The organism is Corynebacterium glyciniphilum AJ 3170, assembly GCF_007673095.1.
Lineage (GTDB): Bacteria > Actinomycetota > Actinomycetes > Mycobacteriales > Mycobacteriaceae > Corynebacterium.
Genome location: NZ_VDYZ01000001.1, coordinates 317,081 through 331,642, shown reverse-complemented (window position 1 = coordinate 331,642; position 14,562 = coordinate 317,081). Strand labels below are relative to the sequence as shown.

Annotated in this window: 12 protein-coding genes; 3 read left to right on the top strand and 9 right to left on the bottom strand. The window is 69.3% G+C overall.

Annotated elements, in window-relative coordinates:
• Positions 1–31: 31 nt before the first annotated feature.
• The 8 genes from FS507_RS01555 to FS507_RS01520 all read right to left on the bottom strand — a co-directional run bounded on the left by FS507_RS01555 (position 32) and on the right by FS507_RS01520 (position 9,928).
• Complete coding sequence (locus FS507_RS01555; protein ID WP_145941063.1) at positions 32–1,087, bottom strand: WYL domain-containing protein; 1,056 nt, start codon at positions 1,085–1,087, stop codon at positions 32–34.
• A complete protein-coding gene (locus FS507_RS01550) occupies positions 1,084–2,085 on the bottom strand; it encodes a helix-turn-helix transcriptional regulator (protein ID WP_145941062.1) in 1,002 nt (333 codons plus the stop codon). Before FS507_RS01550 ends, FS507_RS01555 begins: the two co-directional genes overlap by 4 nt.
• Entirely contained in the window at positions 2,082–3,488 is a 1,407-nt protein-coding gene (gene pafA / locus FS507_RS01545; protein WP_145941164.1) for a Pup--protein ligase, read from the bottom strand. The genes FS507_RS01550 and pafA overlap by 4 nt, the downstream gene beginning before the upstream one ends.
• A gap of 29 nt (positions 3,489–3,517) precedes the next feature.
• Positions 3,518–3,742, bottom strand: coding sequence for a ubiquitin-like protein Pup (locus FS507_RS01540; RefSeq protein ID WP_075816020.1), 225 nt, complete (start codon positions 3,740–3,742; stop codon positions 3,518–3,520).
• A gap of 59 nt (positions 3,743–3,801) precedes the next feature.
• A complete protein-coding gene (dop, locus tag FS507_RS01535) occupies positions 3,802–5,340 on the bottom strand; it encodes a depupylase/deamidase Dop (protein WP_260853093.1) in 1,539 nt (512 codons plus the stop codon).
• The gene (gene arc, locus FS507_RS01530) at positions 5,337–6,995 is read right to left on the bottom strand and encodes a proteasome ATPase (protein ID WP_145941060.1); all 1,659 of its coding nucleotides are present in this window, start codon (positions 6,993–6,995) and stop codon (positions 5,337–5,339) included. Before arc ends, dop begins: the two co-directional genes overlap by 4 nt.
• Positions 6,996–7,051: 56 nt before the next feature.
• Positions 7,052–7,888, bottom strand: a complete 837-nt coding sequence (locus tag FS507_RS01525) for a tRNA (adenine-N1)-methyltransferase (RefSeq protein ID WP_075816115.1) — start codon at positions 7,886–7,888, stop codon at positions 7,052–7,054.
• Positions 7,889–7,957: 69 nt separating this feature from the next.
• Positions 7,958–9,928 carry a thioredoxin domain-containing protein gene (locus tag FS507_RS01520; protein ID WP_145941059.1) on the bottom strand — a complete coding sequence of 657 codons (1,971 nt, stop codon included), beginning with the start codon at positions 9,926–9,928 and terminating at the stop codon, positions 7,958–7,960.
• An 86-nt stretch (positions 9,929–10,014) separates the two neighbouring features.
• Here FS507_RS01520 and FS507_RS01515 point away from each other — a divergent pair, with 86 nt between their 5' ends.
• The 3 genes from FS507_RS01515 to FS507_RS01505 are packed head-to-tail and all read left to right on the top strand — an operon-like array spanning position 10,015 to position 13,618.
• Entirely contained in the window at positions 10,015–11,424 is a 1,410-nt protein-coding gene (locus tag FS507_RS01515; protein ID WP_145941058.1) for an FAD-binding oxidoreductase, read from the top strand.
• Positions 11,421–12,815 carry an FAD-binding oxidoreductase gene (locus FS507_RS01510; protein ID WP_145941057.1) on the top strand — a complete coding sequence of 465 codons (1,395 nt, stop codon included), beginning with the start codon at positions 11,421–11,423 and terminating at the stop codon, positions 12,813–12,815. Before FS507_RS01515 ends, FS507_RS01510 begins: the two co-directional genes overlap by 4 nt.
• Positions 12,812–13,618, top strand: coding sequence for a RecB family exonuclease (locus FS507_RS01505; protein WP_145941056.1), 807 nt, complete (start codon positions 12,812–12,814; stop codon positions 13,616–13,618). Before FS507_RS01510 ends, FS507_RS01505 begins: the two co-directional genes overlap by 4 nt.
• A gap of 14 nt (positions 13,619–13,632) precedes the next feature.
• On the opposite strand, the gene FS507_RS01500 is transcribed toward FS507_RS01505, so the two are convergent.
• On the bottom strand, positions 13,633–14,562 hold the full coding sequence (locus FS507_RS01500; RefSeq protein ID WP_145941055.1) for a Sir2 family NAD-dependent protein deacetylase: 930 nt from the start codon (positions 14,560–14,562) through the stop codon (positions 13,633–13,635).

Genomic DNA, 14,562 nt, shown 5'->3' with positions numbered 1-14,562 from the left:
GTTCCACGGTGTGGATCAGATACCGGTAACCCTACGCCAGAGAACGGTAGGCATCCAGCGCAGCGCTGGCGCGGCGGGCCACGCGGTGGGCGAGATCACACTGTGCGTCCTCCGTGGACTGCGGTACCACCGCGCGGATGCTCGGGGCATACGCCAGCAGGAACCGTTCCAGCCAGTCGCCGGTGTCCGGTATCGCCGCCCGCAGCGTCCCGGGGATATCGACCTGCCAGACGGGCAGGTACTCGAACATCCACGCCGCGCCGTCCTCCAGGTCGATCTCGGCCCAGCGCTGTCCGTCACGGTCGAACCCGAACGGGTCGTCGGCGTCGATCGTGCGCTCACGGATCTCCGGCGCACCGCGTTCCGTGACGGTGACCTGCGACATCCGGGACACGTTGAAACACCGTTGCACATCGGCGTCGTCCCGGGCCCACAGGTACGCCTGGCCGTCGATGAACTCCAGCTGGTCCGGAACCACTGTGCGCGTGCCCACCGAATCCGAGGAGGCCGACCGGTAGGTCAGTTCCACCCACCTCCGGGCGGTGAGCGCCTCACGCAGTGGCGGCAGGTTCTCCGCCAGTACACCGGACGTCCCGTCCTGACCGGCACCGGAACTGGTGCCGGTGCCTGCGCGGGAGGGGGTGGTGAACTCGTCGGGGGTGAACCGGTCACGCCGGTCCCGCACGTCCTGCTGTAGGTCGCGGATCATCCCCGCGGCCGATTCGACGTCAGCCCGGCCCGGTCCCGTCACGACACTCGCCAGACGCTCCAGGCTGAGCAGCAGGGCCCCGGACTCTGCTGCGGTCAGCGACGGCGCCCGGTCGAGCCCGAGTGAGGCCACGACATCGACATGCATCCCCGAGGTCGTGAACTCCAGCAGTGACCCCGGCAGGTACGGCGGCACCCCGCAGGTGGCCGCCTGCGTCAGTTCGTGGCGCAGCTGGGGCACGGTCACGCCGAACTGGGCGGCCGCACGCATCAACGAGCCGTCCGGATGGTGCCGGAACCAGGCGATGACCGCCAGGACGCGGCGGACCTGCCAGGTGGTGTAGCCGACGCTCCGTCGACGGGGAACAGGCTCGGTCACCTCTGGTCCTCCTCTCCCCCGAAGGTGCGCACGGCGTCCTCCAGGTGCGTGATGATGTCGGCGATGACGTCCGGCGGATCAACCACGAGGACGTCGGTGGCGTAGGACGCGGCCGTGCGGACCAGCCACTGCCGGTCGACCGGTCCGAGCGGGCGACCACCGTCACTGTCGGCCGGCCCGGCGAGTACCCGTAGCTCCTGCGCACCGTCGCCGAGGAACCGGACACGGGCCGTGACCATGGATGAGGCGGCCCGGAGGCCCTCGGTCACGAGTTCGGCGACGGGCCGGCCCGGCGCGCGGTGACGGATCAGGGTCGCGGTGGCTTCCAGCCCGGCGATACGGGACAGGCGGAAGGTGCGTTGCTGGTCCCGGTCGAGGTCGTACCCGGTGAGGTAGAGCCGACCGTCGACGGCGGCGACTCCCCACGGGTCCAGGTGGCGTAGCCGGGGTTGTTCCGTCAGGGCCGGCCAGTAGTGGAACCGCAGGCTCAGGTTGCGGTCCAGGGCGATGTTCAGGGCCTCGATGTCGGCGTCCGTGAGATCGACGGCGTCGGGCACCGGGGCGGAGAAGCCCGGACCCCCGTCGGCGTCGGAGGCCGGTGCCACGGTCGACAGTTTCTGCAGTGCGTGACGTACGGGTGCGGCCAGGGACTGGTTCGGGACCCACTGTGCGGCCGGGCGGAGCGCCTGCCACTGGGCGTCGGTGACCGTGAGGTCCGGCAGGAAGCTGGGCGTCGGGTCGATGCCGTACTGCAGCTCGGGGTGTCCGTCAGCGTCGGTGCCGGTTGTTTCGGTGACGACCAGGCCGAGATCGTCGATCAGGGTGAGGTCCCGGTCGAAGCGTTTACGTACGGTCTCGGCGTCGCCGGAGTAGCCGTCGACGTGGGTGCGGATCCATCCGACGGAGCGGGGCCGGTCCGTCAGCGCCAGGACGAGGTTGAGCAGGCGGGAGGAGGCCGGGTCCCAGTGGACCTCCGCGGGACGGTTCCGGGTGCTCACCGCGGGTCCTCCCCCAGGATCTCGAGGAGCTGGTCAAGTCCGTCGGCGTCGGGGGCGAACGGGTCGGGCAGGACGATCTCGGCACCGCCGTCGCCGTTGACCTTCAGGCGCGTCCAGTCCACCGTGGTCTGGCGGGTGCTGGCCTCGGCGGCGGTGAGGAACCGGCCGCGTGCTGCGGCACGGGTGGTCGGCGGGGCTGTCTGTGCGGCGGTGTCGATGTCCGCGGGGTCGACGAGGGTGGCGACCTGCCCGCGGCGCGCCAGCATGTGGAACAGGCCGCGGTGCGGGTTGATGTCGTGGTAGGTCAGGTCGACCTGGGCCAGCCGGGGGTCGGTGATGTCGAGGCCGCCGCGGTCGGCGACCCGGTCGATGAGCTTCTTCTTGATGACCCAGTCGATCTCGGTGTCCACCGCGGAGAAGTCACCGGACTCCGCGCCGTCGAGGACGCGTCCCCACAGGTCGACCACCGGGAGAAGCTGGTGGCGGGGGGTTCCGGTGTCACCGTCGGCGGGCTCCGGGCGGTCGTCGAGCCACTGCGTCGCCGCGGCGTGGAAGGCGCGCTGAATGCCCAGCGGTGTTGCGGTGTCGCCGTTGCGCAGCGCCAGCGGTGTGGTGCCGGTGAGGTCGCGGGCGATCTCGCGGATCGAGCGGATCTCGTTGGACAGCTCGCAGTCCGGCAGCGCGATCCCGGCCTCGATCATCTCCAGGACGAGCAGGGTGGAGCCGACCTTCAGCGCGGTGGTGGTCTCGGACATGTTCGAGTCGCCGACGATGATGTGGAGCCGACGGAACCGGGAGGAGTCCGCGTGTGGTTCGTCCCGGGTGTTGATGATCGGGCGCGAGCGGGTGGTGGCCGAGGAGACCCCCTCCCACACATGGTCGGCGCGCTGGGAGAGGCAGTAGCCGGGGCCGAAGTTCTCGTTCGGGGCGCCGGCGGTGGGCACGCTGATCTTCCCTGCCCCGCAGATCAGCTGGCGGGTCACCAGGAAGGGCAGTAGCTGGGCGGACAGGCTCTTCAGCGGCATGTCGCGGCCCACCAGGTAGTTCTCGTGGCAGCCGTAGGAGTTGCCGACCGAGTCGGTGTTGTTCTTCAGCAGGTAGACCTTGCCGCCGATCCCCCGCTCATTCAGTGATGCCTCGCACCGGGAGGCCAGTCCGTGGAAGATGTGCTCCCCCGCCCGGTCGTAGGTCACCAGCTGGTGCAGTGAGTCGCACTCGGCGGTGGCGAACTCCGGGTGTGCGCCGACGTCGAGATACACCCGTGAGGCGTTGGGCCAGTAGACGTTGCTGCTGCGGTACTTCTCCACGACCGGGGCGAAGAGGTGCCGGGCGACCTCGTCCGGGCCGAGTCGGCGGTGGCTGTCGAGGACGCTGGTGATGCCGAACTCGGTCTCCAGGCCCATGATCCGCCGCGTGAACACGGTCGCCGTGACTACTGCCCGCCCTTCTGGACGTACGACTTCACGAACTCCTCGGCGTTGGACTCCAGCAGGCCGTCGATCTCGTCGAGCAGGTCGTCGGTACCGCTGACCTTGAGCTGCTCCTGGCCGGAGGCGGTGGGGTCAGTGGTGCCCGGGGCGTCCTCGTCGGCGGGCCCACGGCCCCCGTGTACCTGGCCCTGGCCAGAGCCACCCGTCGAGCCTGATCCGGCTGTCATGTGGAACCACTTCCTTCACGAATGGGGGTTCGGTGAAAATACGTTCTGATGCCTACAGGCTAGCAGTCGACACCGTCGAGGGACCCGGGAATGAGCTCGCCCAGCACCCGGACGAGGCCGGCGGCGTCATCGACGTCGGCCAGCGCCTCCTGCAGTTGCCCTGCGGTCCCCTGCAACGGGTCGGCGAGCAGGACCCGGGTCGTCGACGACGCCCCGTAGGGGGTGTCGAGCACCAGGGTGTCCCAGTTCGCCGCCAGCAGTTCACCGGAGAACCGTCGGGCGACCTCACCGCGCAACCAGGCGCGGGTGTCGGTGGGTGCCTGCGCCGCTGCGGCGGCGACATCCCCGGCGGGGACCAGTGTGCGCATCCGGCCCTTCCGGACCAGGGCGTTGTACAGCCCCTTCGCCGGGTCGATGTCGTGGTACTGGATGTCGACCACCGACATCGTCGGATGGTCCCAGTCCAGGCCACGGGCACGGTAGGCGGTGAGCAGACTGAGTTTGGCCGTCCAGTCGAGCCGGTCGGCGGTGCTCATCGGGTCCCGGTCGAGGTCGTCGAGGACCTGCCCCCACAGCTCGAGCACCAGGTCGTCCTTGTCGTGCCGGTGCTCGGCGGGCACGGCGTCGGCGACCCGACGGCGGATCTCGCGCTGGATGTCGACCGCCGTCCGCTCCACGTTGCCGTAGAGCCGCACCGGTGCCGAGCACTCCAGATCGCGGGAGATCCGGTGGACGGCGTCGACCGGCTCGTACAGGGCCAGGTCGGAGAAGTCCGCACCCGCCCCGACGGCGTCGAGCACCAGGGCGGTGGTGCCGAGCTTGAGGAAGGTCGCGTACTCCGAGAGGTTCGCGTCGCCGATGATGACGTGCATCCGGGCCCAGTCATCACCGACGTGTGACTCGTCCCGGGTGTTGATGATGCCGCGGTTCAGCGTCGTCTCCAGGGAGACGGTCGTCTCGATGTAGTCGGCGCGCTGGCTGATCTGGAATCCCGGTGCCTGGCTCTCCGCCCCGAGGCCGAGACGTCCGGCGCCGGTGTAGATCTGACGGGTCACGAAGTGAGGGATCAGGGCGGCCTGCACGGCCTCGGTGTCGTAGGACCGTGGGTAGAGGTAGTTCTCGTGGGATCCGTAGGAGGCGCCCTTGCCGTCCACGTTGTTCTTGTGGATCTTCAGTGTGGGCTGGTCCTCGATCTCCCCGGCGGCCTGGGCGGCGGTGTGCATCACCAGCTCGCCGGCCTTGTCCCAGATCACCGCGTCCCAGGCGTTGGTGGTCTCCGGCGAGGAGTATTCGGGGTGTGCGTGGTCGACGTAGAACCGGGCGCCGGAGGTGGTGACCACATTGGCCGATCCCAGGGCGTTGGGGTCGATGACCGGGGCGGTGCGGTAGCGGCGCAGGTCGAAGCCACGCACGTCACGCAGCGGCGACTCGGCGTTGTAGTCCCACCTGGTCCGCCGGTTCACACCGAGCCCCGTCGCCCCCGCGTAGGCGACGACTGCCTGGGTGGAGGTCTCGATCGGGCTGGCGTGGGGGTCGTCGGGGGCGATGATGCCGAACTCTGTTTCGGTGCCGATCAGTCGACGTGGTGCGTCGTTCACTGGTCGCCCTCCTGGCCGGCGATCCGGCCAGCCCCACGGTCTGCCATGGTGATCTCCACGACCCGGCGCGACGAGTGCCCGGAGATCCGGGCCCATTCGGCGGGGTTGGTGGTGTCGGGCAGGTCGTCGTTGTCGCGGCACTCCTCGTCCACCGCGGTGTCCACGTGGGCTTCGGTGACACCGTCGCCGTCGCCGCGCAGCACGTCCTTGATGGCGAGCTTCTTGACCCGGTCGACGATATTGGCCAGCATCGCGCCCGAGGCGAAGTCCCGGAAGAACAGGTCGGTGTGGGTGCCGTCGGCGTAGTGCAGCGTGAGGTAGGGGCGGTCATCGGAGTAGAGGTTGTCGATCACCCGGGCCCGCAGCCGGGCGGCAGCGGCGTCTGGTCCCCCGGCGGCGGCACTGAGCGCACCCGACATCGGGACGTCCGCGGTGAGGTACTTCTCCAGGATGTCGGCGGCGGCGGCACGGTCGGGGCGTTCCACCCGGATCTTCACGTCGAGACGCCCCGGGCGCAGGATCGCCGGGTCGATCAGCTCCTCGCGGTTCGAGGCACCGATGACGATGACGTTGCGCAGACCCTCCACACCGTCGATCTCCGCCAGCAGCTGCGGCACCACGGTGGACTCCACGTCCGAGGAGACGCCGGTGCCGCGGGTGCGGAAGATGGCTTCCATCTCGTCGAAGAAGATGATCACCGGCTGGCCGGCGGAGGCGATCTTGCGGGCACGTTCGAAGATCAGCCGGATCTGCCGCTCGGTCTCGCCGACGAACTTGTTGAGCAGTTCCGGGCCCTTGATGTTCAGGAAGTAGGATTTCGCGTCCGGGGTACCCGCGTCGGAGTTGATCTTGCGGGACAACGAGGACGCCACCGCCTTGGCGATCAACGTCTTGCCGCACCCGGGCGGCCCGTAGAGCAGCACACCCTTCGGGGGCAGCAGGCCGTAGTCACGGTAGAGCTCCGGGTGCAGGAAGGGTAGTTCGACGGCGTCATGCAGCTGTTCGATCTGGCTCTCCAGACCGCCGATGTCGGTGTAGGAGACGTCCGGGACCTCCTCGAGCACCAGGTCCTCGACCTCGGCGCGGGAGATCACCTCGAAGGCGTACCCGGCACGCCGGTCGACGATGACACTGTCACCGGGACCCACCTGCTTCGCCGCCAGTTCCGAGGTGAGGGCCCCGGCACACTTCATCAACGCCTCCTCACCGAGCTTGTCGGCGACGACGATGCGGTCGGAGTCCACTACCTCGACGACGGTGCCGATGTCGCCGGCGTCGGCGTAGCCGCAGACCTCGACGACCTGCTGGCCCTCCCCCAGACGCACCAGCGCGCCGGGGTGGAGTTCGCCCGGGGAGACGCGGGGGCTGACAGCCAGCCGCATCCGCCGTCCGGCGGTGTAGACCTCGGCGGTCAGGCCACCGTCCCCGGTGTCCAGCAGGGTGCCGTAGGTGCTCGGAGGTTCGGCGAGGGCGTCCAGCCGGGAGTTCAGTTCGTCCAGCTTGTCGCGGCTGGACTTGAGCATCTCGGTGAGTTTCGCGTTGCGTGTGCCCAGGGTCCGGTTGGCCAGTTGCAGCTGGCGGTAGGACTCAGGGCCGGAGTCGACCCGGGCGGTCGGTCCGTCGTGGAGATTCTGGTCCGTGGTGTGCTGCGTCATAGGGGGCCAGTCTACATGCGGAGGAAAGGTAGCCTATCCAGTACCGCGGAAAACGGCTACTTACGCGCCCGGCGCTGCGGCTTCGGCGCGACGGTGCCGTCGGCCAGTCGGCGTGCCCAGACCAGGAACGCGGTGTGGGCGTTCATCCGGTGCTCGGGGCGGGTGGCCAGGCCCTCGACCTTCCATTCGCGGACCAGGGACTCCCACGCCTTCGGTTCGGTGAAGCACCCCAGTTCGCGGATGCCCTCCATGACCTTCATCAGCTGCGGCACGGTGGCGACGTAGGTCATGAACACCCCGCCCGGGATCAGCAGGTCGCGGACGGTCTCCAGGCACTCCCACGGGGCGAGCATGTCCAGGATGACCCGGTCGACCGGGCCGTCGGTGTCGTCCACGGTGACGTCGTTGAGGTCGCCGAGACGCAGGTCCCAGTTCGCCGGGTGCTCCCCCATGTACTCGGCGACGTTGTTCTCCGCGTACTCCAGGTGGTCGTCACGGATCTCGTAGGAGATGAGCCGACCGTGCTCGCCGACGGCGCGCAGCAGGGTCATGGACAGTGCGCCGGAACCGGCACCGGCCTCGAGCACCGTGGCGCCGGGGAAGATGTCACCCTCCACCAGGATCTGTGCGGCGTCCTTGGGGTAGATCACCGCGGCCCCACGGGGCATGGACAGCACGTGGTCGACCAGCAGGTGGCGGAAGCACAGGTACTCGCCACCGACGTGGGAGACGACCACGGTGCCCTCGTCACTGCCGATGATGTCGTCATGCCTGATCTCACCCTTGTGGGTGAAGTAGCTGCCACCGCTCTCCAGGGTGATGGTGTAGTGACGGCGTTTGGCGTCGGTGAGCTGGACCCGGTCACCGGGCTGGAACGGGCCGGAGTAGGCCACGGTGTTCCCCTTTACGTTGGTGTGGCGGTTGGACCCGATCAGTGTAACGGCCGGTCGACGCACACGGGCTCAGAGGGCGGTGGGGACCCCGCAGACCCCCGCGCGGCACACCTGGACCACCGCTGCCCCGGTCGGGCCGTCGCCGCCCAGCAGTCGGGCACCCTCTTCCACGGACAGGACGAGACAGGACGTCCCCAGCTCAGCCCGCAGCGCCGACACCTGTTCCGGTGTCGCGGCGGCGACCGTGGCCTCGACCGGTCCGGCGAGGTGGCACTCCAGTGCGCACAGCCACCCGCCGGCCTGGGCCAGATGCCGGTCGACGACACCGGCGTGGGCGTCGAGGATCCGGCGTGCCTCGGCCGACCACCGGGTCCCGACGGTGCGGACATCCGCGTCGTCGAGGGAGGTCGCCACCGTACCGGCCATGCTCAGGGCCTCCGCCAGAACCGCCACCGCCGCGGGTGTCGCCCCGTCGTAGGGGTCGCGCGGGCGCACCCCGGTGCCGGCGACCGGAGCCGCTGCGTCGTACCAGGTGCCGGGACCACGGTGGAAGGTGACCTGTATGTGGCGCACCAGTTCCGAGACCGCCGCGGGGATCTCCAGCGTGCCGTAGGCGGACCCCTGGTGTTCCCAGAGGCGGACGAGGGCGAGCAACAGCCAGGCACAGTCCTCGAGAGTGCCCGGGGCCTGCGGCGACCCGGTGCACCGCACCACCTCGACGATGCCGCCGTCGGCGTCGGTGGTCACGGCGTGGTCCCACAGCGCGGCGGTGATAGCAGCCCCCGACTCCGGGTCGCCGGCTTCGGTGAGGGCGACCGCGGCCATCGCGTTCCACGCCGTGACCACCTTGTCGTCGACCGCGGGACGTGGCCGGGACGAACGTGCCTGCCGCAGGACCCCGCGCAGCTCGGGCGACAGCGGCAGCCCCTCGCGCCGGGTGAGTACGACGCGTCCGTCCACGTCCCCTTCGTCTGAGAGCCCCAGACTCTCCAGCTCACCGGGGGCCCAGGTGTAGGTGTAGCCCTCCACCCGGGTGCCGTCGACGACGGTGTCGGCGTCGAGCCCGCTGGCCAGCAGTCCCGGTTCACCGGTGCCCAACCCGTGGGTCAGGAAAGACCGCGTCAGCTCGACGGCCTCGGCGACGAGCGCGTCGTCGGGTCGTCGTGCGCTGTAGGCGGCCAGGGCGCGGAGCAGCAGCGCATTGTCGTACAAGGTCTTCTCGAAATGAGGTACCGTCCAGTTCTCGTCCACGCAGTAGCGGTGGAATCCGCCGTCGACCGGGTCGACCAACCCGCCCTGCAACAGTGCCGCCGTCGTGCGGCCGACGATGTCGAGCACCTGGGTCCTCGCCGTATCGGACCCGGTGCGCTCCGCCCACCGCACCAGACCCAGCACCGCCGCGGACGGCGGGAACTTCGGTGCACCACCGAACCCGCCGGTGGGGTCCTCCGACGCCCGCATCTTCTGCACGATCCGCGTCGGCAGTTCCGCGGTGACGTCCTGGGCGGCCCAGGACGCCTCGGCCCCGTCCTCTTCCCCACTGTTCTCGATCGCCTCGTTGAGCCGGGCGGTCAGCTCGTCCACCCTGGCACGTTCCTCCGACCATGTCCGCGAGACCGCCTCGAGAACCTGCCGGAACGAGGGGCGCCCCTGCTTCGGTACCGGCGGGAAATAGGTGTCGGCGAAGAACGGCCGGCCGTCGGCGTCCGTGAAGACGGTCATCGGCCAGCCGCCCTGCCCGCTCAGGGCCACGGCAGCCTGCAGGTAGTATGCGTCCACGTCCGGGTGCTGCTCCCGGTCCACCTTCACCGCCACCATGGTGTCGTTGATCAGTGCCGCGGTGTCCGGGTCCGCGAACGACTCCGCGGCCATCACATGGCACCAGTGGCAGGTCGCGTAACCGACGGACACCAGCACAGGCACACCACGCTCCCGTGCCTCGGCGAAAGGCTCCGGGCCCCACGGCTGCCAGTGCACCGGGTTGTCGGCGTGGGCCTGCAGGTACGGGGACGTCGATCCGGCGAGACGGTTGGAGTTCATGCCCACCACGGTAGCCGGAGGAGCCCGGCGGCCACAGGGGACGGTGCGGAGCGGGAAGGGGGACGGCAACGACTAGAGTGGCGTCAATGACGTCTCCGACCACCCCCGCTGTCACCGGAATCACCACACAACTGGGTCCGCGGTTGTCCGGCTCGCTGACCACCGACCCGGACGTCCTCGCCTCCCATGCCACCGACGAATCGCTCTACAGTCCCGTGGGGGCGCCCGCTGCGTTGATCCGCGCCACCACCGTGGACGACGTCGTCGCCACCGTGCGCTTCGCCCATGCCCACGGGATCCCGGTGGTCCCCCAGGGCGCCCGGTCGGGTATCTCCGGGGGCGCGAACGCCGTGGACGGCTGTCTGCTGCTCTCCGTGGCGTCGATGAACCGCGTCCTCGAGGTCGACGAGGCCAATATGACGGTCACCGTGGAGCCGGGGATCATCAACAAGGACCTCAAGGACGCGCTGCGACCTCACGGACTGGCGTACCCGCCGGACCCCGGCAGCGTCGCCATGTGCTCCATCGGCGGCAATATCGCCACCAACGCCGGTGGTATGTGCTGCGTGAAGTACGGGGTCACCCGCGAGTATGTCCGCGAGCTCACCGTTGTGCTGGCCGACGGAACCGTCACCCGACTGGGGCATCGCACGGTCAAGGGCGTCGCCGGGCTCGACCTCGCGGGACTGTTCACCGGTTCCGAAGGCACCCTGGGGATCATCGTCGAGGCCACGTTGAAAGTCGTGCCCCTGGGGCCGGACCCGCTGAGCGCGTTGGCGACCTTCCCCACGGTCCGGTCTGCCGCCGAAGCAGTCTCGGCCTACATGGCTACCGGGGCCACCCCTTCCCTGCTGGAGATGATGGATGCCGCCACCGTCGCCATGGTCAACGAGCTCGGTGACTTCGGTCTCGACGCCGAGGTCGGTGCCGTGCTGATCATGCAGTCCGACTCCGTCACCGCGGCACAGGACACCGAAGCCTTCGCCCGCGTCGCCGAAACGCACGGCGCGGCCGACGTCGCCTTCGCCGACAACCCCACAGACTCCGAACTCCTCGTCGCCGCCCGGCGCTCCGCACAGCCCGCCTGGGAGCACTACGCCCGGGCACACGGCGGAGGTCAACTACTCGACGACGTGTGCGTCCCCCGCTCCCGCATCGCCGAGTTCTGCGACCGGGTCGAGGACATCCGGGACGACACCGGTGTCCTGGTCACCGTCATCGGTCACGCCGGCGACGGCAACATGCACCCCTCGGTCTTCTTCGACACCGCCGACCACGACTCCGTGACAGCAGCCCAGGACGCCTTCGACCGCATCATGGCCCTCGGGCTGGAACTCGGGGGCACGATCACCGGCGAGCACGGCGTCGGCAACCTGAAGAACCGCTGGCTGGCCACCGAACTCGACGACGGCAACCGGCGTCTGCACCGCGAGATCAAGAATGCCGTCGACCCCACCGGAGTCCTCAACCCCGGAAAGATGCTGGAGCACCTGTGAACACCGTCCCGGATTCCCTGACCGCGCTGGCCGCCCTGCTCCAGGGCACGCTGAGTACCGACCCGGACATCATCGCCGCCTTCTCCACCGATGAATCCGTCCACCCCGGCACGGGTGACGCCCTCGCCGTGGTACGCGCCGGGTGCGTGGAGGACGTCGCCGTGACCATGCGGTTCGCCCACTCCCGTGGGATCCCGGTGGTCCCCCAGGGTGCGCGCTCGGGACTGTCGGGCGGAGCCTGTGCCGAGCACGGCTGCATCCTGCTCTCGGTGGCGCCGATGAACCGGGTCCTGGACATCGACGAGGCGAACATGACGGTCACCGTGGAGCCGGGGATCATCAACAAGGACCTCAAGGACGCGCTGCGACCTCACGGACTGGCGTACCCGCCGGACCCCGGTTCCGTCGCGATCTCCTCCATCGGAGGGAACATCGCCACCAACGCCGGTGGTATGTGCTGTGTGAAGTACGGGGTCACCCGCGAGTACGTTCGCGAGCTCACCGTCGTGCTGGCCGACGGCGAAGTGACCCGGTTGGGGCACCGCACCGTCAAAGGGGTGGCCGGGCTGGATCTGGTCTCCCTGTTCACCGGCTCGGAGGGCACCCTGGGGATCATCGTCGAGGCCACGTTGGAAGTCGTGCCCCTGGGGCCGGACCCGCTGAGCGCGTTGGCGACCTTCCCCACGGTGGGACGTGCGGTGGACACCGTCGCGTCCTACATGGCCACGGGGGCACGTCCGTCGATGCTGGAGATGATGGACGGGATGACCATCGGTCTGCTCTCCGAGGTCGGGGACTTCGGCCTCGATGCCGAGGTCGGCGCCGTGCTGATCATGCAGTCCGACTCCGTTACCGCGGAGGACGACACCCGGGCGTTCGCGGCGGTCGCCGAGGAACACGGTGCCGTGGACGTCGCCTTCGCCGACAACCCGGCGGACTCCGAGCTTCTGGTGGCCGCCCGACGCTCGGTGCAGATCGCCAATGAACGCTATGCTGTCGCTCACGGCGGCGGTCAGATGATCGACGACGTGTGCGTACCGCGGAGTCGGCTGGCCGGCTTCTGCGCCGGCGTCGAGGAGATCAGGGACGACACCGGCACCACCGTCGCTCTCGTCGCCCATGCCGGCGACGGCAACGTCCACCCGTCGGTCTTCTACGATCTCGCCGACGAGGACTCCGTGGCCGCAGGAACCGAGGCCTTCGACCGCATCATGCGCCTCGGACTTGAGCTCGGGGGTACGATCACCGGCGAACACGGTGTCGGAGCCCTGAAGTCGGCATGGCTTCCGCAGGAACTCGATGAAGCGAACCGCCGCCTGCACCGCAGGATCAAGGACGCCGTCGACCCGACCGCCGTCCTCAACCCCGGAAAGATGTTGGAGGCCCTGTGACCCGCCGTCCCCTCGCCCTGTCACCGTCGCGCGTCGGTGACTACCGGCAGTGCCCGCTGCTCTACCGCCTGCGGGCGATTGACCGGCTGCCGGAACCCAGTACCGTCGCCCAGGTCAAGGGCACGCTGGTGCACGCGGTCCTGGAGGACCTGCACGGCCTGCCGCGGGAGGAGCGCACCTACCCCGCCGCGGTGAAGATGCTCACCCCGCACTGGACGGCGATGAAGGAGTCCGACGCGCAGCTTGAGGAGCTGGTGCCCGAGGAATCCACGACGGACTTCCTCGTCGAGGCCCGGTCGCTGGTCAAAGGCTACTTCCAGATGGAGAACCCGTCCGGCTTCGACGCCGAGTCGGTGGAGAAGTTCGTGGACACCACTCTGCCGAACGGGGTTCCGGTCCGTGGCTTCATCGACCGGGTCGACGTCGCGCCCACCGGTCAGGTGCGGGTGGTCGACTACAAGACGGGCAAGAAACCGATCCCGCGGTTCTCTGCGCAGGCGGTGTTCCAGATGCGGTTCTACGCCCTGGTGTGGTGGCGGATGTTCGACCACATTCCCGAGCAGCTGCGGCTGATGTACCTGAAGGTCCGGGACGACATGGTGCTCTCCCCCACCCCCACAGAGCTCAACTACGTGGAGCGTGATCTCGGGGACATCTGGACGAAGATCGGTCGGGACGCCCGCAGCGGAGACTTCGCACCGAAGACCTCGAAACTCTGCGGCTGGTGCTCCTTCCAGGCTGTATGCCCCGCCTTCAACGGCACTCCGCCCGAGTACCCGGGCGTGCCGGAGGAATTCGCCTGACCGGTGGCCGTGCCTCAGGAGATACCCAGGGTGTCGACGAGGTCGAGGAACGCCGGGGCGACCGGTGTCCGCCAGACGACATCGGCCTTGGGGTCGGCGCGTCCCGGACCGCCGTTGATGACGGAGACGGTCTTGCCCTGTCTCCGTGCGTCCAGGACGAGACGGTAGCCGCTCATCACCGCCAGCGACGATCCGACGACCAGCAGGCTGGAGGCCTCGGCCAGCATCCGGGACGCCCGCTGTTTGCGTTCCTGCGGCACCGGTTCCCCGAAGTAGACCACGTCCGGTTTGAGCAGTACGGACCCGCACCGCCGGCACCCCACCATGGAGAACTCACGGACGTGGGCCTCGTCGAGTGTGACGTCGCCGTCCGGATTGACCAGGGACGGGTCCAGGTCGATGCTCTCGAGGTAGCCGGGGTTATGCTCCACCAGCCGGGCGTCGAGCGACCGGCGGTCCTCGAGGTGGCCGCACCGTAGGCAGATCACCCGTGAGAGGTCGCCGTGCAGGGTGAGCAGGTTCCGGGTGCCGGCGTCGGCGTGGAGGCCGTCGACGTTCTGGGTGACGACCCCGGTGACCAGCCCCGCCTGCTCGAGTTCGGTGAGAATGAAGTGCGTGAGGTTCGGGCGTGCCGCCGCCATTCGGCGCCACCCGACGAAGGACCGCGCCCAGTAGCGGTGCGAGGCGTCCGGATCATGGCGGAACTCCTGGAACGTCATCGGCCGGTGCCGCGTCAGTGACCCCGACGGGCCACGGTAGTCGGGGACGCCGGAGTCCGTGGACACCCCGGCACCGGTGACCACCAGGGCGGGTGACTGACGGAGCTGGTCGGCGACCGACGACAGCGCGACCTCCGGCGACGTCGGCGTCGTGGTCTCGGAGACCACGCGGGCGATGGACCGCAGGGCCGAGCGGTGGGCCGGAGCCACGAGATCAGGGAGCAT

Bases quoted from the DNA above. Each gene is read 5' to 3' on its own strand.
- pafA (WP_145941164.1), bottom strand. From the start codon at position 3,488: ATGGGCCTGGAGACCGAGTTCGGCATCACCAGCGTCCTCGACAGCCAC.
- FS507_RS01540 (WP_075816020.1), bottom strand. From the start codon at position 3,742: ATGACAGCCGGATCAGGCTCGACGGGTGGCTCTGGCCAGGGCCAGGTA.
- arc (WP_145941060.1), bottom strand. From the start codon at position 6,995: ATGACGCAGCACACCACGGACCAGAATCTCCACGACGGACCGACCGCC.
- FS507_RS01520 (WP_145941059.1), bottom strand. From the start codon at position 9,928: ATGAACTCCAACCGTCTCGCCGGATCGACGTCCCCGTACCTGCAGGCC.
- FS507_RS01515 (WP_145941058.1), top strand. From the start codon at position 10,015: ATGACGTCTCCGACCACCCCCGCTGTCACCGGAATCACCACACAACTG.
- FS507_RS01500 (WP_145941055.1), bottom strand. From the start codon at position 14,562: ATGCTCCCTGATCTCGTGGCTCCGGCCCACCGCTCGGCCCTGCGGTCC.